Genomic DNA, 23,497 nt, shown 5'->3' on the forward strand with positions numbered 1-23,497 from the left:
GAAATTCAATGCACATGCCGCTTCGATCGATTTCCCTCGCGCTGCTGTCGACACTCTGCGTGATGCTGCCGCTGCCCACTCACGCCGATGCATTGAAGTCGGTGCACTTGAGCGGCAACGCGACCACACCGGTCGGCGAACGTCCGGCGCAACTGTATTTGTATTGCCAGCCCGACAAGAACGGCACGATCGGACTGGAACTCACTTTGCGTGATGCCGATGGCATCAAGGGATTTGATTTTGCGCCGTTCGAAGGCCCGGATGCACCGGCCGCAACAAAGGCGCTAAGCCATCTGCATGCGAGCGCTGGCAGCGACGACATCGATGCACAAATGGCCGCGAGCGGCTGGTACAGCGCCGAGATCACCGGCGGTTTTGTGTTCGGCCTGAACCAGATCACCGGCAAGCCCGGCAAGCTTGTCGACATCGTGCGGGTGCTCAGCAAACCGAATTCGCGATTGAGCTGGAAACAGCAAAGCTACGTCGAAACCGACGTGCCGCTGGACGCGCGTTTCAGCATCGCCGACGCGACCGCGCAACATATCCGTGAAACCGTTGCGGCGTGTTTGCCCGCGCATTGAGCCCGCGTGGCGGGTTTTTCTCGCTTGATTAGCTGACCACAAATATCCAGTCGCACCGACGCGCTTGCAGCTCAATTATCGAGCGCGCCAATGTCAGCGCGCGTAAACCCTCGCGACCACTTGTGCATCGAATGCGACGATGTTTGAAATCAAACTGCGCAGTCGCTACGCACGACTTCCTGTCGCAAAAACGTCGAGCTAAAGATCGCGCGCGACCTGCGCCCTGGCCTCGCTCGCCGGTAAAATATGCAGCGCAATATTCATCAAGGAGATCGCTTTGAGAACCGCCAATGTGATCGCATCTCGCATCAATGCACATGGTAGAAACCGCATTGATTTCGCGCCCGCCTGCCGCCCGATAATGCGACTGATATTGGTCTTGCTCGCCACGTTTTTCGGCGCATCCGCTTTTGCGCAAACCGCACCATCGCAACCGCCGCTAGTGACTGCGTTTGTCGCCGTGAACGTGGTGCCGATGGATTCCAAACGCGTGCTGTCGCGGCAAACTGTGCTGGTCGAAAACGGCAAGATCACCGCGATCGGTACATCGTTGCCGCTGCCGAAAAATGCGCAGGTAATCGACGGCCACGGCAGCGCCTTCCTGTCGCCGGGCCTCGCCGACATGCACACCCATTCCGACACACGTGCGGACCTGCTGGTCTACCTCGCCAACGGCGTGACCACGGTGCTGAACATGGGCGGCGCGAGCAGCGATTTCATGGATCATGCGCGGCTCGCCAGCAACAGCGGCAAGATTCCGGGGCCGCATGTGTATGCTAGTTTTCGAGTCGACGGCTCGGCGCAGTATGGCCAATTCATCGTCACCACCGCAGACGAAGCGCGCTGGATCGTGCGCCTTGCCAAGACCAACGGTTACGACTTCATCAAGGTCTACAACAACCTCTCGCCGGAGTGTTTTCAGGCGCTGGTCGATGAGGGTCGAGCGCAGCACATTGCCATCGTCGGCCACGGCGTGACCCAGGTCGGGCTGGAGCGTCAACTTGCGGCCGGACAGGTGCTCGTCGCGCATGCGGAAGAGTTTCTTTACACGACGTTTGCGCATCCGAACGATAACAACGATAGCGTGCCGAATCCCGATCAGATTCCCGCGGCGATCGCCTTCATCAAACGCTATCGCGCCTTCGTTACCGCCGACCTGAATACCTACTCGACAATTGCCCGGCAATGGGGGAAACCCGACGTGGTCGAGGGCTTTCTGCAGATGCCCGAAACGCGCTACCTGTCGCCGGATCAGCGCATCGAATGGCGGGCCGAGGATTATGTCCGGCGCAAAGGTGATCTCAGCGCAAAGCTGAATTTTCTGAAACGCTTCACCAAGGACATGAGTGATGCCGGTGTCGCGCTCGTGGCCGGCACCGACGCGCCGAGTATTCCTGGTCTGGTTCCGGGTTTTTCGCTGCACGACGATCTCGCCGCGTTGGAGCAGGCCGGCCTTGATCGTTATCACGCGTTGGCAGCGGCCACGCGCACGCCCGGAGAATTGATTCACCGCTCGATCCCCGCTGCTGAACCCTTTGGCACCGTCACGCTCGGCAATCGCGCCGATCTGATCCTGTCGGAAAAAAATCCTCTTGAGGATCTTTCCACGTTGCGCAAGCCACTCGGTGTGATGGCGAATGGCAAGTGGTATGCGCGTAACGATCTGCACGCGCTGCTGGATCAGGTAGCAGCAAAATACGACAGCGCTTTCTTGCACAAATAACCTGCCGCGCGAGTTAGAAAAAGCGCCGTATGTTTCGTCAGCTTTCCACCGCAAGCTTGAGTTTCAGCAGCGCGAGATTCCATTGCTGCGCGATGGTTTCGAGGGCGCGACGCGCCTCGTCCACGCGTGTCGGCTCGAACTCCCACAAGCGCTCGCGCCCGAGCTTGGTGTTGTGTACCAGCCCCGCATCGGCAAGCACGTGCAGATGTTTGGTAACGGCCTGGCGCGTGATGTCAGTGCCGTCGGTAAGTTGTGTAATCGACATCGCGCCGCCGGCGCACAGCACTGCGACCAGCCGCAACCGCGTCGCATCACCGAGCGCTGCAAAGATCGGGGCAGATTTTTGCAGCGCGCGATTGTGCACCGCGGCGGTTTGAGCGGAAACATTTTTCATCGCGGATTTTTCATTGTCGTGAGGATGCGCCCGCGCTAGTTCCTGGCGACATGGGACTCGATATTTTTCATCTGCTGCGCCCAGCCGTTGCTGTTCATGCGGAATGCTTCGGCGCGACGTGCCGCCGGAATCTGGTCGAACCCGGTTTCGACTACGCTGAGCAACACGCCGCCGTCTACGTCCTTGAGTTCGAACACCACCAGCGTGGTCGGCTCCTGCGAATAATCCACCGATTGATCAATCGCGGCCGGATGCCAGCGCCACGCCAGCAAATGTTCTGGCTCAACACGCTCGATCAGTATTTCAAAAGTAAGATGATCGTAGCCCGGATGGGTGATGCGGCCCTGCACCGGCTGGCCCGCGCTGAAGTGGGCGCCAGCGAAGTCGATGCCGAACCATTTGCCAAATTCCTCGGCGTTGGACAGCGCCCGCCACACTTTTGCACGCGGTGCCTTGAGCAGGATTTTGCATTCGATACGATCAGTGGATGTGTTCATGGGTAACTCCTATACGCAACCGTGAAGCTGCATGTTAAATCCACCCGAAAATAAATGCAACTCAATAGTTGCATTTACGCGATACACGCTCGATCGATCGATCGGAAACTCAGGAATATTCGGCACCGCACGCGGTTTATATCGACCACGAATCGACACCCCAAGCTGCGTAATGCAGCCTGGGCAACCCATTCAATCCGCGCCGATTTATGCCTTGTCGTTTGAGAGATTACTGAGCATGCCTACACGCATGATGATCTCGTGCAATGCATCCAGTCCATCGAACAACGCGGCTGGACCCGGCTGCAAAATAATCGGTGATTTGATCTCGTACAGATCACCGTTGCGTACCGCCGGAATCACATCCCAGCCTGCACGCGCGGCGACTTTATCCGGCCGAAATTTCTTGCCGCACCATGAGCCGATGATGATCTGCGGCGCACGGCGGATCACCTCATTTGAGTCGGCGATGATGCGCGCGCGACCGAGCGATTCTGCGGCGAGCTCGGGAAAAATATCGTCACCGCCGGCGATCCGCACAAGTTCCGCGACCCAGCGAATCGCACTGATCGGCGGCTCGTCCCACTCTTCGAAATACACGCTCGGACGCTGCGGCAAACGCGCGGCGGCGATTTGAATATCGGCGATATGTTGCTCGGCTTGGCACGCGAGTTCATCAGCCCGCGCATACGCACCGACCATGGCACCAAGGCGCCGGATCAGCGCGATGATTTCGTCGACCGAACGATGATTGGTCACCCAGACTTCGATGCCGCACTTGATCAGCGCCGCGGCAATGTCGGCCTGCATGTCGGAAAATCCGATCACGAGATCCGGCTGCAACGCGACGATCTCGCCGATCTTCGCGCTGATGAACGCCGAGACTTTGGGTTTCTCGCGACGCGCGCGCGGCGGGCGCACGGTGAAACCCGAAATGCCGACAATACGATCCTGCTCGCCGATGCTGTAGAGAATCTCGGTCGTTTCCTCAGTCAGGCAAACGATGCGTTTTGGAAACGGATCTGACGTGCTCACGGGTACAACAAACGCTGACTCCAACGGCTATCGCAATATTCATGTCGCACGCGTTCGTGCAGGCGGAATTTCGCGCCGTACCAGAATTCGACCATGTCAGGCACGAGTCGATAACCACCCCAGTTCGGCGGGCGCGGCACATCCGCCCCGGCAAAACGTTTTTCGAATACGGCGATGCGCGCTTCGAGATCGCCGCGCGCATTCAGCGTCTGCGATTGCAGCGATGCCCACGCACCGATCTGGCTACCGCGCGGACGATACGCAAAATACGCATCGGATTCGGCATCGCTGGCTTTTTCGACAACACCTTCGATACGCACCTGCACCTGATCGCGCAGGGTTTTCCAGAGCAGGCACAAGGCCGCATTGTCATGCGCCGCGAGCTGCGCGCCCTTGATGCTGTCGTAATTGCTGTGAAACACAAAACCGCGCTCGTCGAAACTTTTCAGCAACACGATGCGTGCCGAAATACGACCGGCCGCATCGGCAGTCGCGAGCGTCATCGCGGTCGGCTCGGGTTCACCGACAGTCTTGGCTTCGTCGAGCAGATTGCGAAAAGTGACGAGAATTTCCGGCGTCAGCGCCATGCGTATTCCTCATGGAAAAAGAAATACATTGTGCGGCAAATCGCGCGCGCTATCCAATCTGCTAAGCCGTTGCGACCACACGCTGGATGGTGCCGAGAAACTGCTCGACATTAAGCGGCTTGGTCAGAAAATCATCGCAGCCGGCAGCCATCGCCACTTTCCGTGCGCGCTCCGTGGCGTTGGCTGAAAGCGTCACGATGCGGCCGGCATAGCCTTGTGCACGCAGGCGCTGCACCGCGTCGTTGCCGGAGATACCGGGCAACTCGACATCCATCAGCAACAGATCCGGAGCCTCGAGAAAAATCTGCGCAAGATCCGGCGCGACCTGATTCGCCATCGTCACGACAAAACCGAAATCCTCGAGCAAGGCCGCGAGCAAATCGGCGACGTCTGGATCGTCGTCGACGATCAATACACGCAAACCACGCTGACGATGTCGCGCACTCGTATCAGCATACGACACGGCCAGTGGTGCGGCCGTCACGCTCGGCAATGAAATATGGAAACGCGTACCGCAGCCGACTTCGGATTCCATGCGCAACTCGCCGTGCATCTGCTGCACCAGCCTTTTGACGATCGACAGGCCAAGCCCCGCGCCTTTGCTGCCGTGCTGCGCGCCGTGATTGAACGGCTGGAAAATACGCTCGCGGAATTCCTCTGGAATACCGATGCCGCTATCGCCAATTTCGATGGTCAGCACATTGTCGCGCCAGCTGATGTGCGCAGTGATTTTGCCGTGCTCGGTGTAGCGCACCGCATTCGAAAGAAGGTTGATGAGAATCTGCTTGAGCTTCACCTCGTCGAGCTGCGGCAAACGCTGCTCACTGCTTTCAAGCTCGACCGAAAACTGCAGCGACTTTGCATCGGCCAAAGGCGCAAACATGCCACGCAGATCGCGCGCGAGTTCGACCAGATCGATACTGACCGGATTGACCAGCCCGCCGCCGGCTTCACCGCGGCCGTACTCAAGCAGATTTTCTGCGAGCGTCGAAAGGTACATCGCGCTGCGGCGGATCACGCGCAAGGCGCGCGCGCTGGGCGAATCGACAGCGTGCTGTTGTTCGAGCAAATGCAGGTGTCCAAAGATCGCCGTGAGCGGCGTGCGGAAATCGTGCGACAAGGTCGCGATCAGCGCACTTTTCAGGGCATTCGCTTCTTCGAGTCGTGCCTGCTGGCGTTCGAGTTGTTCGCGGATGCGACGCAGGTTGACGATCGCGCGAGTCTTGTTATGGTTCGCCAGCGCGGCCTCGTTGCCGGCTTGCTGCAGCATCTGCTGGCGCTGAAATTCTTCGCTCGCATCGAGCAGCAAAACATGCAGGATTTCGCCTTCAGGAATCAGATGTACATGCGCATGTTGACCGTTGCCGAGCTCGACGAACGGCACGTCGGCACGCTCGTCGATTGGCATGCCGATGAACAAATCCTGCAACATCGCGATGCTGTTTTCCGGCTGCGTTGTATCGATGCCGAAATGTTCCGCATCACCGTGTATTTCGCAAAGTTGCCAGTCATGATCGAAATCGAGCACCAGCGGTCGCGCACGATCGCGCAGAAGATTGCCGAGATAAGTTTCAACAACGCTTGGCAGGACATCGTTCATTGCGGCAATCGCTGCGCCAGTTCGATGAACGCCTGCTCCACACCCTCGCCGCTCAGCGCACTGGTGGTGACGACCGGCAGGATCTTGCGCAGCTCGGTGAGCGTGAGCTGCGACAACTCCCAACGCTGTTGCAGATCGCCCTTGTTGATGAGCAACACCACGGCCGGATCGTCGAGCACCTGGTTCGCTGCGCCGAGCAGATTCAACGCCACACGCAAGGTTTTTTCACGCGTGCCGTCGGCAACCACAAGCAGGCCGGTGGCGCCGCGCAGATAATTGCGATTGATGGTTTCCAGATCCTCGCAACCGGCGATATCCCACAGCACGAGTTTCAGCGCGCGATGCGGCAAGATCACCTGCTTGCTGTCGACGCGCACGCCGACCGTGGTCAGGTAACGATCCGAAAATGTGTTGCGCACAAACCGTGCGACCAGGCTGGTTTTGCCGACACCGAAATCGCCGAGCATGCAGATTTTGTGCGCGCGTTCGCTCATCGCGCGGCATCCGCACCGATACTGACAAACACCGCCGCGGCGCGCAGCAAACGCTGCGCTTGCGGGAGCGTATCGGGGATGGCGGATGCGTGCAGACGATCCGCCGCAATTCCTTCGGCGATGAGTTTTTCGATCAGCCATGCCGCGCGTTTTTCGCGCAAAACACGATTGATCGTATCTTCGCCGAGCACGTCGGTCAGCCCATAAACATCGATATGGATTTCCAGTTTCAATTGCGCCGCGAGTATCAGCGCGTTTTTCAACTGACTCGTCAAGACGCTCAGCTCATCGGGATAGGCCGGATCGAGTTCGGTCTTGGCCAGCATCAAATGCACACGCAGATTGGCGATCGTTTTTAACTGGTGATCGAGTTCGGCGCGCAAGGCTGCCGTGTTGTCCGGCGCAATGACATGGGTCGCATCGATCGCATTGATTCCGGCGATCCACGGCGCCCGCTCGCGCGCCGATGCGATCCATTCCGGCGTGGCGATGCCGCTGAGTTTTAACAGACCATGATCGAGTTCGAGCTGCAAATCCGGTGAGGGTTGCAGCAAGGTTTTTGCGCGTTTCAACGCCAGTGCAGGCGCGGCGGAAACAAACGGCTGAGTATCGATATCCAGCGTCACCGCACCGAGTTCGGCTTGGTCGATATCGGCTTGCAGCGGTTCCGCCACGGGATCGAGCAGACCATGAATATGCACTTCGCGATACGGTCTCGATTCGATTCCTGTCAACACAAATCCGGCGTGTGCGGACAAGTTCGTGCGCAAGTTTTCTATGCGCGCATGCCAGTGCGAACTGCGCCACCAATATGCAGCGATGCCAAGCACCAGCAACAACAGCAAAACCTTGACCGGCCAGTTGGCGGAGCGCGGTTTGCCAGCGGCGGCATTATCTGCAGTCGCGGCATGTTCCAGATCACCGATCGCGAACAATGTAGTAAAGGCTGGTGCGTGCGGATCGCCATGATCGCGAATGCCGTGCCATTGCTCCAGCCGCTGTGCGAGTGCCGCCTGCAATGCCAGTGGCGGTGCGCCGCGGATAAAACATGCGAGGTTCGCGCGCGGCCCTTCGATCAGCCACAAAACATGCTCGCCGACGGTCGCGGAATTCAACGCGCTGTGGCTGTCGCGTGCGACCGAATCGTGGACAAAATCGTTGATCGCGCTGAGCATGCCCGCGACCGCATCGGCATCGATCGCGGGCAGATCCGGCGCCGATTCATGATGCAATACCAGACCGCTGCCGGGTTCGATCAAAAACACGTGATCGATATGAAATCGCAACAAGTGACGCAGCACCACTTGCGCGTACGGCACGCCGCTGCGTCGTGCCTCGATGCGCCAGCGCAAACCCTGCAAACTCAGACTGCTTTCGACCGCCTGATTGAGATTGCCGACCAAGTCGCGCATCGCTTCGGCGATCGCCTTGCGGATCGACGGGCCGATCACTGGAAACAGCGCATCGACGATACTTTGCGGCTGCTGCCGCACCGCCTCGGCGAGGGAACGTGACAGCGGTTTTACCAATGCATCGGCAATGCGACCGTCGTCGTTGTGCAATAAAGTGACCAATTCGGGCGGCAATCGCTCGAAGGTTTTTTCGTGTTTCTGCGCGACCTCATGCAGTTGCGCCTGCAGTTGCGCGAGTTGCGCCTGCTCATCGCTGAGCAGCAACTCCCGCAGGCGCTGGAAGTCGGGCACGGCCGCGGCCTCGTCGCGGAATTATTTGCTGCGCGGCAGTTCGAACTCGCCCTTCAGGCGCATCGCGAACTCGGTGAACAATGCAGCGAGATCTTCGCGTCCGACTTTCTCCGCGCGCAGTTCGCGCTGCGCACGATTCAGTGCCGCATCGGCTTGGCTGGCTTGGTTGGTCAATGCCGTTTCAAGCTCGGCGTGACTGCTGTGCAGACGATCATTCAGCGCTTCGAGATCGTGCCCCAGGGTTTCAGCGGCCTTGTTGATTTCGCTGCGTTGCGTGCGTGCGGCTTCGAGCAGGCGCGACTCGAGACTATCGATCGCGCCGGTGCGATCACTCACCTCTTGGCGTTGCTGTCTAGTCAGTTTTTCGAGCTGGTCGGCGAGGCGTTTGTCGAGCGCAGCGAAACGCTTGTCGGCATCCTGGCGCAGACGTTCAAGTTCGCTTTCGAGCTGCTGGTGCAGCTCCTGGAAACGCTTCTCGTAATCGCGCATCTGACCGCCAAAAAGAATGTCGCGGATCTGCGTGACATTGTTCTCGTTGTCGGCGCTGCCATTGCTCTTGGGATTCTTGTCGGCCATGTCGTTTTCCTTCTAGCACACGGATCGCGCCCGCATTCGGGCACCGCGCCGTCAATGGTATAACAAGCCTGCTTGGAACACATGCCGGGAGCAATGCTCCACAACGCGAGTCTGGTCAGATCGGTTCGAGGCGATAGCCGTGCTGATAGATCGCCGCGAGTCGCCAGCCGTGCTGGTCGTCCAGTTCAAGTTTCTTGCGCAGTCGGCTGATGTGCGTATCGACCGTGCGCGTAGACACCTCGGCACTGAGATTCCAGACGTCTTCGAGCAGCGAGTTGCGGCTGACGATGCGCCCCTGACGACGGAACAGATATAGCGCCAAATCAAATTCGCGGTTGGTCAGCTCCACTTCGCGTCCGGCAATGCTGGCCACACGCCGCAGCAAATCAAAAACATAGACGCCCAGAACCAGCGTATCCATTTTTTCCGCCTCGGCGCCGCGGCGCCGCAGCACCGCCGCGATGCGCGCGAGCAGCTCGGCTTTTTTGGCGGGTTTGCTGACGTAATCATCTGCACCGCTGTTCAAGCCTTGGACGATGTCCTCTTCACGTACACGAGCAGTGATAAAAATCACTGGCAAGGTCGGATGCGATGATGTGCGCAACGAGTGCAGCACTTCGATACCGCTGCTCTCCGGCAAGCCCCAGTCGAGCAATAGCAAATCCACCGCGCCGGCACCGAGGCGTCGGCGAAATTCCGCGGCGGAGCGAAACAGGCGCGTGACATAACCGGCTTCAAGCAACCACGTCTCGATCAGGCTGGCCTGATCGGCATCGTCTTCAAGCAAGCCGATCACGAGTTCACTGGTAGTCATCTTTTCAATCGCCAGACATGCACAACAGAGGTTGCGCTTCAGAGGGTTTTATCACAGACATAAAAATTTAATGCTAAAGCAAATGGAAGTATTTTACTCGCCTGCGCCCGCGCTGCGCAAAACTGAAAGAGATAATCAGGGATCGATCCGGTATATCAAAAAACTGAGCCCGGATGTAGAAGCGATGTTAGGTCGCGCCGGCAGCTTGTTCTCGCCCATCTACAATCGCCGCGCCGCTGCTGTTCGCCTTGGTCAACTCAGCGACGAGCGCCGAAGATGAGAGTCGCCTGACGTTGCAAAGAAGCTGGCTCAGCGCCGCCGGAGTTTGGTGAACTCGGAAAATTCCCATTTTCGCAATGCCAGCAACGCACTGCAGCCATCACGAATTTCCAGCGGCAGCCGGGAATCCTGACGCGCCAATTCCTCGAATTCCTGAACCAGCTGGGTGATCGACATTTTCAGTCGCGCCAGCGAAGCCGCCGACAATGTGCCGCCGATGAAATGCAGTTCGTCGCTTGGTTCGTCAAAACGTGCGCGCAGAAACTCAGGTGCGACGCGCGTGACGAAAAATTCGTGCACCGGGCCGTCCTTGCGCCACGAGAAATTCCGCGCCGTGAGTTTCTTGATCCGGTGCGGCGGTCGATACGCGATGATCTGCAATGCATCCAGCCGCAACAGCACGGAAACCAACGCGTTTTCGTCGAGCGCAAACATCGACATCACTTCGCTCAATTTCCAGTCGTTGACCAGCAGATAAGTCACCACCAGCAAGCGCGGCTCGCGCACGAGAGCGCGCTCCTGTCGTTCGCTGAGCTGGGTCAGGGCGGCACTCGGCAACGCATTGCCCAGTACAAGATCGCCGAGCGATACATCGAGCGCCGCACAGATGCGATCGAGTCGGCTCAACGAAAAATCGCCGCGACTGAAATCACGCTTGATGGTTGGTTCGCTGACATCCAGCAACTCTGCCAACTGTCGGTACGTGATGCCACGCTGGCGCAGCAACGCACGTATCGATTGCACTACCAATCGCGAACCATCCATAACTCTCTACTACCGAGTGAGGTATTAATTTTTGATACGTACAGATCAATATCGTATCACTGGCGCAGGATAGTTTGCGCCAGCAAACATTCTTCAAGCAGGCTGGCGCAGCAAAAGCACGGTGAGCGAGCGAAAAATCATTCGGCTAACAACTGGAAATCTCCGGCGTGCATTTGCGAAATTCGTTCAGTCCATCATCGCCACAGGAGTTTTTATGCCGCGCGGATCACTGCCGTTCTTGATCGTATTGCCACTGCTGGTTTTGCTGCTAGCTGCGAGCGGTTGCGCATCGTGGGTCACGCCGCACAGTGTCAGGCAGGCTGGCAGCGTGGTGGACTATTTGTATCCCGATGCGAAGGAACCGCCGCAACTCGAACCGACCGTGACGCGGCTGCATCCGCCGGTGCGAGTCGGCATCGCGTTCGTACCGGGCGCCTGCGGTTGCGAGGGTTTGGCCGAGGCGGAAAAGCAGAACTTGCTGCAGCGGGTCAAGGATTCGTTCGCGCAATATCCCTACATCGGCAACATCGAAATCATTCCGAGCAGCTATCTGCGCACGCACGGCGGCTTCACCAATCTGCAACAGGTCGCGAGCATGTTCAACATCGAGGCGATCGCGCTGGTTTCCTACGATCAAGTGCAGTTCAACGACACCAACGCCCTCGCGGTGTTGTACTGGACCGTGGTCGGCGCGTATGTCATCCGCGGCGACAAATACGATGTGCAGACCATGGTCGATGCTGCGGTGTTCGACGTGAGCAGTCGGAAACTATTGTTCCGTGCGCCGGGTACGAGTCAGATCAAAGGCAATGCATCGATGGCCAGTTTCAGCCAGCGCAGCCGCGCCGCGCGCGATCTCGGTTACCAGCAAGCAGTCGATCAGTTGATTCCGCAATTGCATGTCGATCTAGACAAATTCAAGGAGCGCATCAAATCCGATGCCGGATTCAAAGTCGAAAACAAACCGGGCTACAGCGGCGCTGGAGATTTCGGCGCGTTCGGTTTACTCCTAGTATTAGGCCTGTGCGGAGTCGGTTATGCCCGCCGCGCGCAGAGCTAATTGGCCGTGGGTCAGCATCGCCGTCACGACGAGCTGCGTGATGCTTGCGGCAATGCCGGAGTCGCTGATCGAACCTCTGAGTGGTAATCGTCACGCGATTCTGCACGGCGAATTGTGGCGCCTATGGTCCGCGCATCTGACGCATTTTTCGCCGCGTCATGCGCTGATCGATTCGGCAGCTTTGCTGGTGAACGGCACGATGGCGGAGTCGATCTTCGGATCGCATCGAGTCGCTCAGTTTGTGCTGATCGGCGCGCCATTGATTTCGAGCGGAATTGTGCTGGTATCGCCAGACTTGCTCGACTACCGCGGCGCATCCGCGATCGCCATCATGCTCGCGACGATGGTCGGTTTGTCGCTGTGGCAATCGCGACCGTCGACTCGATTGACTCTCAGTATTCTCGCAGCGTGTCTGTTCGCGAAGATCGGCTTCGATGCAATCGGACTATCACTGACACTGACCGATCTGCCGAATCAAGTACACGTTGCCTGGCAAGCGCATCTGCTCGCAATCGCGATTGGTGCGGGATGGTATTTCTTGCAGAAACCCGGCGCGATGGAAATCACCGCGCCGGTTTGAAGTGTCACATGAAGACGGACTATTTTCCGCTTTTCAAACTGCTACTGTCGAATCCCAGCGCGATAGGGCCACTCGCGTTGCTGCCCTGGGCGCGAATTATCCAGTTGAAATTGAAACCGAGGACCAGCTGATCGACGCGGTACATCGTCAGCATACTCAGGTCCGGTGCTGCCGGAATCACTTCACCATTCACCCCGCCGATCCATGAGCGCTTTCGATTCGGCAGCCCGGCATCGACGCTGGCCGGGAAACGGCTCGGTTTGCGTGTGACCAGCGCGATCAGGATATCGCCGCTGCCAGTAAGCGTGAGCCCGCCCGGAATGGTGATCGTCTGGAAACTGTCTTGTGGCGCGGTTATCACCTGCCCTGCAAACGAACCCTTCAGCACCGCACCGTTGCTCGGATAACTATCGTTGTCCTGGTAGACAAAAACATCGAACGTGTCGCCAAGATCGGTGTTGGCAGCGTCGAATGCGGTTTGCACCGTGTTCAGCGTGATTGGATAGTCAGTCGGCGCCGGGCTGAAACGGTTCAACCAGATCATCGAATGTGGCAAGCCATTGAGCTGACTGCCAAGCGCGTTGGTAATTGTGCCGCCTGGATAGTTGTCCGTGACCAGGCTGCAGCTATTGCTGCTGCATCCCACACTCGGCGGCGGCGGCTGGCGTATCGCCACGCTGATGTGCTGCGGTGGGGCGAGTCCGCTGCTCTCGGTCAAAATGACATTGCCCAGCACAACCGTCGGCGCCGCACCCGAGCGTGTTGCGGTGAAGACGATGGTTTGGGTAGCGCCCGCTGCAAGCGTGAAACTTGCCGGCGAGGCGGACACGGCAAAACTCGCTGCCGCTGTTGTACTGATGGTCCAGTTACCTGCGCTAGCCAGTCGATTACGCACGGTGCGGCTCCAGCTGCAACTCGGCAGCGCACACGCCATGTCGCGCAAGTCGGGCAGGTTAAGGGTCTTGATCGCGATCGGCGTGGCGCCATCCGGATTGGCCGCGACAAAATTGGCGTAGGTTTCATCCATGGTCAGGCCAGCCAAAGTTGCCTTGCTCAGATCGACCCGACCGCTGCCAACATCCTCGCTGGTCCACGGGGTCGTACCGTCGTCAAGCACACCGTTGTTATTCACCGCGGTCATCATCAGTGCCGATTTGACCTCCTGCACCGACCAGTCCGGATGCACCGCGCGCACCAGCGCGCCGGCGCCGGTGACATGCGGTGTCGCCATCGAGGTGCCGCTCATATACGCGTAGTTGCCATCCTGAACATCGGATGCCGCATAGATATTGACCCCCGGTGCAGTGATGTTGGGTTTGGTCGCGTCCTGATCGACCGGACCGCGATAACTGAAACTGGCCAGCACATCGCCCTGCGTCGCGCCGACGAGCAAATGCCGATACCAACCGATACCACCGCCGCTGGCAGCAGCCAGACTTTCCATGCCGGCGGAAAAAATTCGATCGCCAGGCGGTCCTGCCGGATTGAGCGGCGCGATGAACACCAGCAAGGCATCGCTGCTGGTGCCATCAAGGCTGAAGGCGGGCACGGACGGCGCGCCGGTCGTATCCATCGCGATGGTCCCGTTGACATTGTTGCCAATGAGCACACGCGTCGCGCCAGCAGCAACCGCGTTGCTGATTTTTTCCGTGAACGGACATTCGCCGCGACGAATTACGGCGACCGCACCAAGAAAATAATTGGCTGGGAAACCGCCTTCCGCACTGCAGCCGATCAGGTTGGTCGGGTACGAGATCAACGGCAGGCCACTCTTGTCGATCGAATTCACGGTAGTCGTGGTGGAGCCGGGCGTCAGCGCGAGATTGGCGATGCCGGGCGGCACACTGCCGGGGCCGGTGACTTTCATGTATGCGCCGATGTATTGATCCTGGGTTGACGCCGCGACCGTCATCACCCACGGACCCAGATGATTGACCATGCTATGCGGATCGGTCTGCGCGCCTTGTAGGTTGCCTGCCGCTGCCGCAACGAAAATGTCGGCGTTGACGGCATCGAGGAAATCTCGATCGTTGTCGTTCCACGGATCGGTGCCACCAGAGATGGAAAAGTTGAGCACATCGACCTGGTCCGCAATCGCATTTTGTACGCCAGCCAGGATCGAGGCGCCGTCGCATGAGTCGGTCTCGCACACTTTGTAGTGGTGAATCGCCGCGCACGGCGCGACGCCGGACATGCTCACACCACCGGGCAAGTTTGGCGCGGGATTACTGTTGGCGGCGTTTATGGTATTGCCGGCGATCGTGCTCGAAGTATGCACGCCATGGCCAAATCCTGGATTGGCTTGCGGATTCGCTCCATGACAATAGCCGTTGATATCGGTACTGCTGCAATCCACTGCCACGAGTTTCGGCACGAGGGCGCGAAAGCCACAATTCGCATCATCGGCAAATGCCGGATGCGAGCTGCTGGTGCCGGCATCAAGATCACCGACCACGATGCCTTTACCGGTGGTGCCGACATGCGTGGGTGTGGCTGAGCCCGACCAGATCGTATCGGCGCCGATGAATTTCGGGCCACGATAAATCGTCAACTGCTGCTGCCCGGCTACACGTACCGATTGCACACCGGAGACCGCAGCGACGCTAGCCGCTTCGGCCGCGCTCAGATCGGTCGCGATCGCATTCGCCGTGATCGCGTAGTGGTGCGTGACCACCAGTGTGCGACCCAGCATATGGTTGATCGTATCGATATACGCGCTGCGCTGATTCGCCAGATACTTCGCATAACTCTGCGCCGCCGCTGAATGCACATCGAGCTTGCGCTGACCGTCGACATTTTTCGGTGCGGTGGATTGCAGACCGGCGACCGTCCCAGTGTTATGCAAGACACCGGCCTCGCTGAAAGTGATGATATACGGCTGGACATCGGTGGTATTGCTGACTGATCCAGCAGCCGCAAATGGATGCGCAGTGACCGTCGTGACCTCGGCTGCATGCGAAGGGATGAAACCCGAAAATCCTGCCGCAATCAGCGCAAGGCCGATGCTCAGTGCACGGGTGATAGATCGAACCGAGGTATGCATTCTGTTCTCCGATGGTGTGCTTGCGATGCCGACGAAAAGCAGCGGTTGCCACCAGCGCGTCGTTCGAACGATTTGAGAAAACGGCGTGACCGCATAACGCGGCATTTCAGAACCTGCGTGAAATGCAAAGATCGCCAGCAAGCGAAGGTGCGGTGTGAATCGGCTGTCGCGAAAAGGCCGCGGCTTGTTTTTCGGACACGCTAGTCAGTGACCAATGCGACGACGCATTGCTGCGTCGTCGCGGTTTGAGCGGGCGAGGTTCGTGATTACGGCGTTTCGAATCCGCTGTGGAAAACCGCGTCCTTGGAGAAGGCTGCCAAACCCTGCTGGTAAGCGAGATCGAATGAAGGGAAGTTTCCGCCTGCGTAGAGCACGCCGTTATTGAAGACCAAGGTGTAGATCGTGCCGCCAGATACTTTGGGATCGAAATTGGTGGCGCTACCATCACTGACATTGAGCCCAGCCAAGGCGCTGCGCGTCAGGCCGCCGATGCTTTCGAAATCGCCGCCGGCGTATACCGTGGCACCATCGGCCGAAACCGTAATCGCATTGATGGCACCGTCATTGTTTTCGCCATTGGGCTGCGGATCGAACGGCGTTGGCATGGCATCGCTCATATTGATCCCGGCGAGGTTATGCCTCGCAACGCCACGTACTCCGGTATAACCGCCACCGACATAAATCGTGTTGCCGGAGATGGCCAGCGCGTTGACATTACTGCCGAATATTCCATCTGCCAACTGCGGGTCCCAATTCGTGAGGCTGCCATCTGCGATGCTAAACGCCGCCAATCTGGTACGCGCTTCGCCATTAACGGTCAAGAAAGCACCGCCCACGTACACCCGATCTGCGCTAGTGACGATCACGTCGGCCGTGCCGTCGAGTGCGGGACTCCATGCAGTAGCAGTGCCGTCGACTGTGCTCAGTGCCGCGAGTAGTGCACGCGACTGGCCACCGATGGTCTGAAAGCCGCCACCGGCGTAGAGCACATTGCCTGACAGGGCAATCGTACTAACCTGAGCACTGGCGGACGGGTTCCAACTACTGGCTGTGGCGTTGATCGTGCTGACTGCGGCGATGTTGCTGCGTGGCTGACCGCCGATCGCGGTAAATGCACCCGCCACGTATAGCGTATTGCCCGATATCTGGAGGTCTTTCACGAGCGCATATCCGCCGTTGCTTCCTTGCGCATTCGGGTCCCACGCCGTCGGCGTGCCATCACCTGCATTGATCGCCACGAGGCTGGATCGCGCAATACCGCCGATCGAACTGAGCTGACCGCCGAAATAGACCGCCGTAGCAGTAACAGCAATGGCGTTCACTGAACCGTTAGGGTTGGGATCAAACGTCGTCGCACTACCGTCGGCACCATTCAACTGCGCAATATAGTTACGCGACTGGCCGCCCGCCGAGCTGATACCACCGCCCACATATACCGTCGAGCCCGACACGGCTAGTGTGTTGATGTTGCCTTGAACATCGGGGTCGAAAGCCGTGGCGCTGCCATTCGCTGCATTCAAACCGGCAAGACCAGCGCGCGATGCGCCGCCCATGGTGTCGAACGAGCCGCCAACGAATACGGTTGCCCCGGATACTGCCAGCGCATCGATGCTGGCATAGGAAACATTGCCGTAATAACTCGGGGACGGGGCAAAGCCCGCCACCACCGTGCCATCCGTTGCACCGCCGAGATGGAGTGCTGCGATGGCACGCAAAGGCACGCTGTTGACGGTACTGAAGCTGCCGCCGACATACAGGATCGATCCAGCGATAGCGAGTGACGACACTCTCGGCTGACCGGCGAGAACAGGATTGAACGAGCTGTTGGCCGAACCGTTGCCGGAATCGAGCGCGGCAAGTCCGGTGCGTGGCTGGCCACCGATGGTGGCGAAGCTGCCGCCCGCATACACGGTCAGCCCGTCGCTGGAAACTGCCAACGCATTCACGTTGCCGTCGGCGTACGGATTAAACGAGTTCACATAACCAATCAGGTCGTAACCCGCGATATTGCTGCGCGCCGTGCCATCGATAACGGTGAATGGGCCGGCCAGGTAAAGAATCGATCCAGACAGCGCCAGCTCGCTCACGGCGCCGTTCAGTACCGGATGAAAGTTCGGATCGACACTGTGATCGGCAAAAATATGCGCCACGTTGGTTTGCGCGATGCCACCGATATGAGTAAACAGGCCACCGACAAACCAGCCGCCGGCGCCGTCGCTTATAACCGCACGCACCCCCGTCGTTGCTCCGCCCGTATAACTGGGGCCGGCGCCAGCGATATCCGGCATCGCCGTATTCAGCGAACCATCCAGCGCCACTTCGACACCAGGCCCGGTGCGCGGACCAACGCGGCTGAATTGTCCGCCGACATAAATAGTGTCTCCCGAACGTACGATCGCATTGACGGCGCCATCGGTGACGTAGGTACGCATCGGCGTGTTGGGCAGCGCCGCGTAGAATTCCGTGATCGCATTGGTCGAATCGTCTGTCACTTCGCTACGCTTGCTGCTGTCTGGAAGTGTTGCGGCAACGGCGACGAGCGACATGCCTACCGACAGCACGACCAGCAGCGGACGCAATATCGCGCGGACGTCAATTAGGAATTTTGCGCGGTTTGCAGCAGCGCGGCCGGGTGGATTTCGAAGGGACATTGTGGTGAACACTCCTGACGATCAATCGGGCGGATCGGCGCATCGGATTGATACGAACCGGAACCCCTCGACTGTGCGCCGCGAGCAACAGCGCGACAATGCCGCAGTGCGGCAGGTTTATGGCAATGGCAGAAAACCGCCACGCTATCCAGCATGCATGTAACTATTCGCGGTCTTTGCCAGCCGTCAGTTCATGCATGGCCTGGGCCGCCAACCAGCCAGCCTGGAAACGCGTGGTAGCGCCAAGACGTTTTGAGAGATCAACAATGCGTCGCGCCAATGTGCGCGGCGACATCGACAATTGATGCTCGATGGATTTGTCGTTCATGCCGGATGCGAGCAGCGGAATCAACGGATCGGCGTACAACGGATTCGCATCGCTGGTCGCGCCGTTGGCCTCCACACTGTCGCCAGCAACAAACGGTGCCGCGGCACGCCAGTACATCTCGAACATTTCGCACAACGCATCCAGCAACGATGACGAGCGCACCAGCAGTACCGGCCCATCCGGCTGCGCAAGATGCAACGGGATGATGGCGATGCGTCGGTCGAATACCACGAGCTTGAATGGCAACGCCGGATGGATTCGAAACTGTTCACCAGCCTGCGTGGCCAGGCGCAATCGATTCATGGTGCCGGGAAGGTTGAGCAGATCGCTATGAGTAATGGCGCGACAACGCACGCCTCGTGCCAGGCAGGCGAGCATGTTGTCATCAAGCTCATCCATCTTCGATATCAAACCGGGCATGCGCTCGAGACCGAGGATTTCGTGTTTCGCCGAGGCCACCGAATGCAGAAAAATCTGCGCTGCAGTCTGGCGCGTGAGGATCTCGACATAACGCTGATCGGTGTCGTCGTTTGGATCGCTGTAGATCGATTCGCGCAGCTTAACCATTTCGGCGCGCGCCTGATGCAGCTCGCTGTTGCGCCGCGCGATCAGTACGTCAGCGGCCACATCCGGCGGCACCGCTGCGTAACGCGGCGTAGCTTCCGGCGAGTATGTGACCAGGCCTTTTTGCTCAAGCAACCCCAGCACGCGACGACAGTCTGGCGCAGAGAGACCCACATCCTCAGCGACTTCGGCAACCGTGGCGCCGCCGCGCGGAAGCAGCATCAGATAAATCTGTTCTTCGACAAGCGCCAGACCGAGTGCACGGAATGCACTCGAACTAGTCGAATCCGTCAATGATCGTTGCATGTTCAGGCTCAGGAAAAAGTTAAGCGTCCGATGCGGAAATAGCGGCGGACAAACGCACCGCAACAATGTAATGCCAGTCGGCGCAAACCACACGCGAGAATGTGGAACGCTGCGCCACCCACGGCGCGCCAGGATGTTCGGATAATACTGCACGCCGATGCATGAGAAGTGGGTGAAGTAGCATCAGGCGATAACGCAGCGTAGGCGCCAGCCTGTCGGAATCTGCTATTCATACCTGACGTCCGCGTCCGTCATGCACGGCAGAAAAATTGCTGGTATGCGACGACAAGAAAAGCCGTACCGGAAGGCACTGCATCGGTTACGCTGGCAGCTTGCTCAATCGCGGGATTTCTCATGTCCATGCCGCCCGCCCCACCCAGTCAAAGACGTGCGTTCTCGACCATTTTCCTGATCGAACTGTGGGAACGTTTTGGCTACTCCGGCATGGCATCGCTGCTGGTGCTTTTCATGGTGCAGAAGGAAGGCTTCGGTGACCAGCAAGCCAACCTGATCTGGGGCGCATTCACCGCGCTGGTTTACACCGCGCCAACCATCGGCGGCTGGATCGGCGACAAAGTGCTCGGCACGCGGCGTACGGTGCCGATCGGGGCTGGCATTCTCGCGCTCGGTTATCTGCTGCTGAGCATCGTCGGCGACGGCTCGTATCCGTTGTACTGCGCGATGGGAGTGATCGTCGTCGGCAACGGCTTGTTCAAGCCCAACGCGGCCAACATGGTGCGGCGGATTTACGAAGGCGAAGACGCGAAGATCGACAGTGCATTCACGCTGTACTACATGGCGGTGAACGTCGGCTCGACGATGTCGATTCTGCTCGCGCCGTGGATCAAGGATCGCTTCGGCTGGCATGCCGCGTTTGCGATCTGCTGCGGCGGTCTGCTGCTCGGCTTGATCAACTACCTCGTGATGCTGCGCAGCGTTGACGGTATAGGCTCGCCAGCCGACGAACAACCGATCCGCTGGAATCGTCTCGCGCTTGTGCTCATCGGTGCAGTCGCCACCGTTGGCGTGGTCGCATTCGTTATCCAGCATCGCGAGGTCGCGATGACGGGCATCTTTATTGCCGGCATCGTGATCCTCGCGATCTTCGCCTACATGATCAAAACCGGCGCGCGCCACGAACGCGCGGGTATGCTCATCGCATTGATTCTGGTCGTGGAAACGTGGCTGTTTTTCATTTTCTACCAGCAGATGTCGACTTCGCTCACGCTGTTTGCCTTACGCAACGTCGACTGGAACCAGAACCTGTTCGGCATGCATGTATTTACCTGGTCGGCAGCGCAGTACCAGGCGCTCAATCCGATCTGGATCATGCTGCTGTCGCCGTTGCTGGCGTGGACTTATCGACACTTCGGCAAACGTGGTCGCGATCTGCCGATTGCCGGCAAGTTCGCGATCGGTTTTGCCGTAGTCGCGATCGGTTTTCTGATCTTCGGCACCAGCGGTGCCAGCGCGGTTGATGGCAAGGTGTCGTCGTGGTTCATGGTCTGGGGTTACGGATTCTATTCACTCGGCGAACTGCTGGTCGGCGCGCTCGGACTGGCGATGATCTCGCGCTACGTTCCGCTGCGCATGAGTGGCTTCATGATGGGCGCGTATTTCGTCGCCGTCGCGATCTCGCAGTACCTCGGCAGCGTAGTGGCGAATTACGCGAGCATCCCCGAAAACATCAGTGACCCGCTCGCTAGCCTCGCGATCTACACTAGCTTGTTCAACAACCTCGGTTTGCTCGCGATCGCCGCTACGGTGCTCGCGGTGGTGTTGCTGCCGCTGACCAAACGCTTGTCGGCAACTACTGTGCGTTGTGTTTCCGATCAACCATCGCAGACGTGACTCTAACCGCAGCTTGATCCATTCGGTTTGATCGGCGCCAGCGTATCGATAACGGCGCCATACCCCGCGCGATAATCCGCATACCTTGGCGCAAAACCGCTCGCCCTCAGTCGCTTGTTGCTGACACGTTTGTTGCCGAGCGTATCGCTCGATGTTTTGTCTTCGCGCGCGGGGCGCACCGCCCCAAGTTTATCGGCGAGCCAGTCATAGACTTCGCCATCGGCTGCCGGCAAGTCATCGACGACATTGTAAATCGGCCGAACTTGTTGCAACCCCAGCACATGCATCACCGCGGCGGCGGCATCGTCGACATGAATGCGATTGGTATAGCGGGCCGCGCCGGCATGAACTCGCACTTTTTGCGCACCAATATCTTCGATCAATCGTATGCGCCCCGGCCCGTAAATTCCGGCGAAACGCAGCACACATGCGTTCGTGAAATTCTGCAGCAACCATTGTTCGGTGCTCAGTAAAATTTCGCCGTTGAAAGCAAGCGGACGACACTCGGTTTCTTCATCTACCCATGCGCCATGGTGCTGGCCGTAGACCGCGCTCGACGAGATAAATACGATCCGTCGCAATGTCGTTGCCGCTTGCGGTAGCGCGCGCAGCAGATGTTCGAATCCGTCGCGAAAAATTTTTTGATACGCGTCATGCGTGCGCTGTGGCGGAGTCGGCAGATACACCAGCGTTTCGATATCTGCGGGCAACGAATCCAGCGTCGCCGGATCGGTCAGATCGGCGGCAATCGGAATGATGTTCGCTGGCAAAGCGGTCGCAATGCGGCGCAGGCCATAAACTTTTTGACCCTGCTTGACCAGCAAGTTTGCGATGCGGATTCCAGTATCGCCACAACCGGCGATCAGGCAGGCGCCGCGCACCTTCGCGCTCACGCCGGCTTGATGGCTCCGCCGGGCGAGCGCGGCAGATAACGCAGCCACACGAGCCACACGCCGAGCGCATCGAGAATGATCAGCGCCTGCCACAGATACAGATGGAACCAGTCGAACCACACTTGATTCCACTGGCCGAGATAAAACAGGCTGATGATGCGCACGAGGTTCAGCAGCTGGATCGCGAGAAAACCGAGCGCGATTCCAGCCAGCTTGTTTTTCCACGGCGCCGGAAAAGCGAGGATCGCCGATACCAGGATCAGCACTGCCTCGACGCCGTTGCAACCGCGCTCGATCGACACCGCAAAACCGGTCGAGACACTGCGCACGATCTTGCCCTCGACCACCACGCCCTTGTCGAACAGGTGGATCAGCCACACGCACAGATCGGCCAGCATCGACGTAAACGGCACGATGACGTAATCGTCGACGGGCTTCAAAAGCTCCAGCGGAAACAGCACGGCGATGCAGACGATAAAGATCACTACAAAACGAATCATGGGAAATCACGCGATAATCGATGCCATAGATTAACCGATTACAGCCCGCACTCGCCCGCTTCGTTGAACGAACCTTGGCAAAAACCCACAGTGCGCTGGTAGCATCAGCATATGAATCCCGCCCCCAACCTGTTTTTCATCGGCCCGATGGGCGCTGGCAAAAGCACAGTGGGCCAGCGTGTGGCGCGGCTGCTGAATCTCACCTTTCACGATCTCGATCACGTCATCGAGCACCGCACCGGCGTGAGTGTGACGGTGGTGTTTGATGTCGAGGGCGAGGCCGGATTTCGTCGTCGCGAAAGCGAGGCGCTGGCGGAACTCGCCACGCATAGCGGCGTGCTGGTCGCGACCGGCGGCGGCGTGGTGCTGGATGCGCAGAATCGCCGTGTGCTGCGCGAATCGGGTTATGTGGTACATCTGGAAATCAGCGTCGAACAGCAACTCGCGCGGCTCGAACATGATCGCAAACGCCCGCTGCTCGCAGCGCCGGATCGGCGCGCGCGATTGCATCAACTCGCCGCCGTACGCACGCCGCTGTATCGCGAAATCGCCGATCTTGCGGTGCCCACCGAACTGCATGGCAGCGTCGCGCATGCCGCGCGGCGGCTGGCGGCAATGATCGAACAACGCTGGCAGCGCCAGCATCCGGAACAAGTCGCATGAGCAGCTTTTT

General features: G+C 58.8%; 22 protein-coding genes. 7 read left to right on the plus strand and 15 right to left on the minus strand.

Annotated features, from left to right (window positions below):
* Positions 1-14 precede the first annotated feature (14 nt).
* Positions 15-581 carry a hypothetical protein gene (locus ELE36_RS16085; RefSeq protein WP_129835064.1) on the plus strand — a complete coding sequence of 189 codons (567 nt, stop codon included), beginning with the start codon at positions 15-17 and terminating at the stop codon, positions 579-581.
* Between the two features lie 361 nt (positions 582-942).
* A complete protein-coding gene (locus tag ELE36_RS16090; protein ID WP_129835066.1) occupies positions 943-2,304 on the plus strand; it encodes an amidohydrolase family protein in 1,362 nt (453 codons plus the stop codon).
* Between the two features lie 37 nt (positions 2,305-2,341).
* Here ELE36_RS16090 and ELE36_RS16095 read toward each other — a convergent pair whose 3' ends face one another.
* The 9 genes from ELE36_RS16095 to ELE36_RS16135 all read right to left on the minus strand — a co-directional run bounded on the left by ELE36_RS16095 (position 2,342) and on the right by ELE36_RS16135 (position 10,004).
* On the minus strand, positions 2,342-2,698 hold the full coding sequence (locus ELE36_RS16095) for an ArsR/SmtB family transcription factor (RefSeq protein WP_129835068.1): 357 nt from the start codon (positions 2,696-2,698) through the stop codon (positions 2,342-2,344).
* Positions 2,699-2,733: 35 nt separating this feature from the next.
* The gene (locus tag ELE36_RS16100) at positions 2,734-3,195 is read right to left on the minus strand and encodes an SRPBCC family protein (RefSeq protein WP_129835070.1); all 462 of its coding nucleotides are present in this window, start codon (positions 3,193-3,195) and stop codon (positions 2,734-2,736) included.
* Positions 3,196-3,402: 207 nt separating this feature from the next.
* Complete coding sequence (locus tag ELE36_RS16105; protein WP_129835072.1) at positions 3,403-4,230, minus strand: cobalamin-binding protein; 828 nt, start codon at positions 4,228-4,230, stop codon at positions 3,403-3,405.
* Positions 4,227-4,817, minus strand: coding sequence for a pyridoxamine 5'-phosphate oxidase (gene pdxH, locus ELE36_RS16110; RefSeq protein WP_129835074.1), 591 nt, complete (start codon positions 4,815-4,817; stop codon positions 4,227-4,229). The genes ELE36_RS16105 and pdxH overlap by 4 nt, the downstream gene beginning before the upstream one ends.
* Before the next feature lie 61 nt (positions 4,818-4,878).
* On the minus strand, positions 4,879-6,417 hold the full coding sequence (locus tag ELE36_RS16115) for a hybrid sensor histidine kinase/response regulator (RefSeq protein ID WP_129835076.1): 1,539 nt from the start codon (positions 6,415-6,417) through the stop codon (positions 4,879-4,881).
* Entirely contained in the window at positions 6,414-6,911 is a 498-nt protein-coding gene (locus tag ELE36_RS16120; RefSeq protein ID WP_129835078.1) for a Rab family GTPase, read from the minus strand. The genes ELE36_RS16115 and ELE36_RS16120 overlap by 4 nt, the downstream gene beginning before the upstream one ends.
* Entirely contained in the window at positions 6,908-8,614 is a 1,707-nt protein-coding gene (locus ELE36_RS16125) for an OmpA family protein (RefSeq protein WP_129835080.1), read from the minus strand. Before ELE36_RS16125 ends, ELE36_RS16120 begins: the two co-directional genes overlap by 4 nt.
* A gap of 21 nt (positions 8,615-8,635) precedes the next feature.
* Positions 8,636-9,190: a hypothetical protein gene (locus ELE36_RS16130; protein WP_129835082.1), complete on the minus strand. Its 555-nt coding sequence runs from the start codon at positions 9,188-9,190 to the stop codon at positions 8,636-8,638.
* Positions 9,191-9,305: 115 nt separating this feature from the next.
* Positions 9,306-10,004 (minus strand): response regulator transcription factor, encoded by a 699-nt coding sequence (locus ELE36_RS16135; RefSeq protein ID WP_129835084.1) that lies wholly within the window; start codon positions 10,002-10,004, stop codon positions 9,306-9,308.
* A gap of 70 nt (positions 10,005-10,074) precedes the next feature.
* On the opposite strand from ELE36_RS16135, the gene ELE36_RS16140 reads away from it, so the two are divergent.
* On the plus strand, positions 10,075-10,284 hold the full coding sequence (locus ELE36_RS16140; RefSeq protein ID WP_129835086.1) for a hypothetical protein: 210 nt from the start codon (positions 10,075-10,077) through the stop codon (positions 10,282-10,284).
* 29 nt (positions 10,285-10,313) lie between these two features.
* Here ELE36_RS16140 and ELE36_RS16145 read toward each other — a convergent pair whose 3' ends face one another.
* Entirely contained in the window at positions 10,314-11,048 is a 735-nt protein-coding gene (locus ELE36_RS16145) for a helix-turn-helix domain-containing protein (protein WP_129835088.1), read from the minus strand.
* A 214-nt stretch (positions 11,049-11,262) separates the two neighbouring features.
* Between ELE36_RS16145 and rhlP the strand changes: the two genes are divergently transcribed.
* Both rhlP and ELE36_RS16155 read left to right on the plus strand, forming a co-directional pair.
* The gene (rhlP, locus tag ELE36_RS16150; RefSeq protein WP_129835090.1) at positions 11,263-12,108 is read left to right on the plus strand and encodes a rhombotarget lipoprotein; all 846 of its coding nucleotides are present in this window, start codon (positions 11,263-11,265) and stop codon (positions 12,106-12,108) included.
* Positions 12,086-12,688 carry a rhomboid family intramembrane serine protease gene (locus tag ELE36_RS16155; RefSeq protein ID WP_129835092.1) on the plus strand — a complete coding sequence of 201 codons (603 nt, stop codon included), beginning with the start codon at positions 12,086-12,088 and terminating at the stop codon, positions 12,686-12,688. The genes rhlP and ELE36_RS16155 overlap by 23 nt, the downstream gene beginning before the upstream one ends.
* 19 nt (positions 12,689-12,707) lie before the next feature.
* On the opposite strand, the gene ELE36_RS16160 is transcribed toward ELE36_RS16155, so the two are convergent.
* The 3 genes from ELE36_RS16160 to ELE36_RS16170 all read right to left on the minus strand — a co-directional run bounded on the left by ELE36_RS16160 (position 12,708) and on the right by ELE36_RS16170 (position 19,580).
* A complete protein-coding gene (locus ELE36_RS16160; RefSeq protein WP_165371654.1) occupies positions 12,708-15,731 on the minus strand; it encodes a S8 family serine peptidase in 3,024 nt (1,007 codons plus the stop codon).
* 266 nt (positions 15,732-15,997) lie between these two features.
* Positions 15,998-18,382: a beta strand repeat-containing protein gene (locus ELE36_RS16165; RefSeq protein WP_129835096.1), complete on the minus strand. Its 2,385-nt coding sequence runs from the start codon at positions 18,380-18,382 to the stop codon at positions 15,998-16,000.
* A gap of 163 nt (positions 18,383-18,545) precedes the next feature.
* A complete protein-coding gene (locus ELE36_RS16170) occupies positions 18,546-19,580 on the minus strand; it encodes a TrmB family transcriptional regulator (protein WP_129835098.1) in 1,035 nt (344 codons plus the stop codon).
* Between the two features lie 354 nt (positions 19,581-19,934).
* Between ELE36_RS16170 and ELE36_RS16175 the strand changes: the two genes are divergently transcribed.
* The gene (locus tag ELE36_RS16175) at positions 19,935-21,431 is read left to right on the plus strand and encodes a peptide MFS transporter (RefSeq protein WP_207215799.1); all 1,497 of its coding nucleotides are present in this window, start codon (positions 19,935-19,937) and stop codon (positions 21,429-21,431) included.
* Positions 21,432-21,433: 2 nt separating this feature from the next.
* Here the strand turns inward: ELE36_RS16175 and ELE36_RS16180 are convergent, their stop codons facing one another.
* On the minus strand, positions 21,434-22,324 hold the full coding sequence (locus ELE36_RS16180; RefSeq protein WP_207215800.1) for an SDR family oxidoreductase: 891 nt from the start codon (positions 22,322-22,324) through the stop codon (positions 21,434-21,436).
* Positions 22,321-22,824: an exosortase H gene (xrtH, locus tag ELE36_RS16185; RefSeq protein ID WP_129835100.1), complete on the minus strand. Its 504-nt coding sequence runs from the start codon at positions 22,822-22,824 to the stop codon at positions 22,321-22,323. Before xrtH ends, ELE36_RS16180 begins: the two co-directional genes overlap by 4 nt.
* 111 nt (positions 22,825-22,935) lie before the next feature.
* Here xrtH and ELE36_RS16190 point away from each other — a divergent pair, with 111 nt between their 5' ends.
* Positions 22,936-23,487 (plus strand): shikimate kinase, encoded by a 552-nt coding sequence (locus ELE36_RS16190; RefSeq protein WP_129835102.1) that lies wholly within the window; start codon positions 22,936-22,938, stop codon positions 23,485-23,487.
* The last annotated feature ends 10 nt before the right edge of the window (positions 23,488-23,497 follow it).

Source organism: Pseudolysobacter antarcticus (assembly GCF_004168365.1).
GTDB lineage: Bacteria > Pseudomonadota > Gammaproteobacteria > Xanthomonadales > Rhodanobacteraceae > Pseudolysobacter > Pseudolysobacter antarcticus.

Coding starts and splice junctions, on each gene's coding strand:
- ELE36_RS16175 (WP_207215799.1), top strand. CDS start 19,935: ATGTCCATGCCGCCCGCCCCACCCAGTCAAAGACGTGCGTTCTCGACC.
- ELE36_RS16165 (WP_129835096.1), bottom strand. CDS start 18,382: ATGTCCCTTCGAAATCCACCCGGCCGCGCTGCTGCAAACCGCGCAAAA.
- ELE36_RS16120 (WP_129835078.1), bottom strand. CDS start 6,911: ATGAGCGAACGCGCGCACAAAATCTGCATGCTCGGCGATTTCGGTGTC.
- ELE36_RS16130 (WP_129835082.1), bottom strand. CDS start 9,190: ATGGCCGACAAGAATCCCAAGAGCAATGGCAGCGCCGACAACGAGAAC.
- ELE36_RS16095 (WP_129835068.1), bottom strand. CDS start 2,698: ATGAAAAATGTTTCCGCTCAAACCGCCGCGGTGCACAATCGCGCGCTG.
- ELE36_RS16115 (WP_129835076.1), bottom strand. CDS start 6,417: ATGAACGATGTCCTGCCAAGCGTTGTTGAAACTTATCTCGGCAATCTT.
- ELE36_RS16135 (WP_129835084.1), bottom strand. CDS start 10,004: ATGACTACCAGTGAACTCGTGATCGGCTTGCTTGAAGACGATGCCGAT.
- ELE36_RS16155 (WP_129835092.1), top strand. CDS start 12,086: ATGCCCGCCGCGCGCAGAGCTAATTGGCCGTGGGTCAGCATCGCCGTC.
- ELE36_RS16100 (WP_129835070.1), bottom strand. CDS start 3,195: ATGAACACATCCACTGATCGTATCGAATGCAAAATCCTGCTCAAGGCA.
- pdxH (WP_129835074.1), bottom strand. CDS start 4,817: ATGGCGCTGACGCCGGAAATTCTCGTCACTTTTCGCAATCTGCTCGAC.
- ELE36_RS16085 (WP_129835064.1), top strand. CDS start 15: ATGCCGCTTCGATCGATTTCCCTCGCGCTGCTGTCGACACTCTGCGTG.
- rhlP (WP_129835090.1), top strand. CDS start 11,263: ATGCCGCGCGGATCACTGCCGTTCTTGATCGTATTGCCACTGCTGGTT.
- ELE36_RS16140 (WP_129835086.1), top strand. CDS start 10,075: ATGCTAAAGCAAATGGAAGTATTTTACTCGCCTGCGCCCGCGCTGCGC.
- ELE36_RS16170 (WP_129835098.1), bottom strand. CDS start 19,580: ATGCAACGATCATTGACGGATTCGACTAGTTCGAGTGCATTCCGTGCA.
- ELE36_RS16090 (WP_129835066.1), top strand. CDS start 943: ATGCGACTGATATTGGTCTTGCTCGCCACGTTTTTCGGCGCATCCGCT.
- ELE36_RS16190 (WP_129835102.1), top strand. CDS start 22,936: ATGAATCCCGCCCCCAACCTGTTTTTCATCGGCCCGATGGGCGCTGGC.
- xrtH (WP_129835100.1), bottom strand. CDS start 22,824: ATGATTCGTTTTGTAGTGATCTTTATCGTCTGCATCGCCGTGCTGTTT.
- ELE36_RS16160 (WP_165371654.1), bottom strand. CDS start 15,731: ATGCATACCTCGGTTCGATCTATCACCCGTGCACTGAGCATCGGCCTT.
- ELE36_RS16145 (WP_129835088.1), bottom strand. CDS start 11,048: ATGGATGGTTCGCGATTGGTAGTGCAATCGATACGTGCGTTGCTGCGC.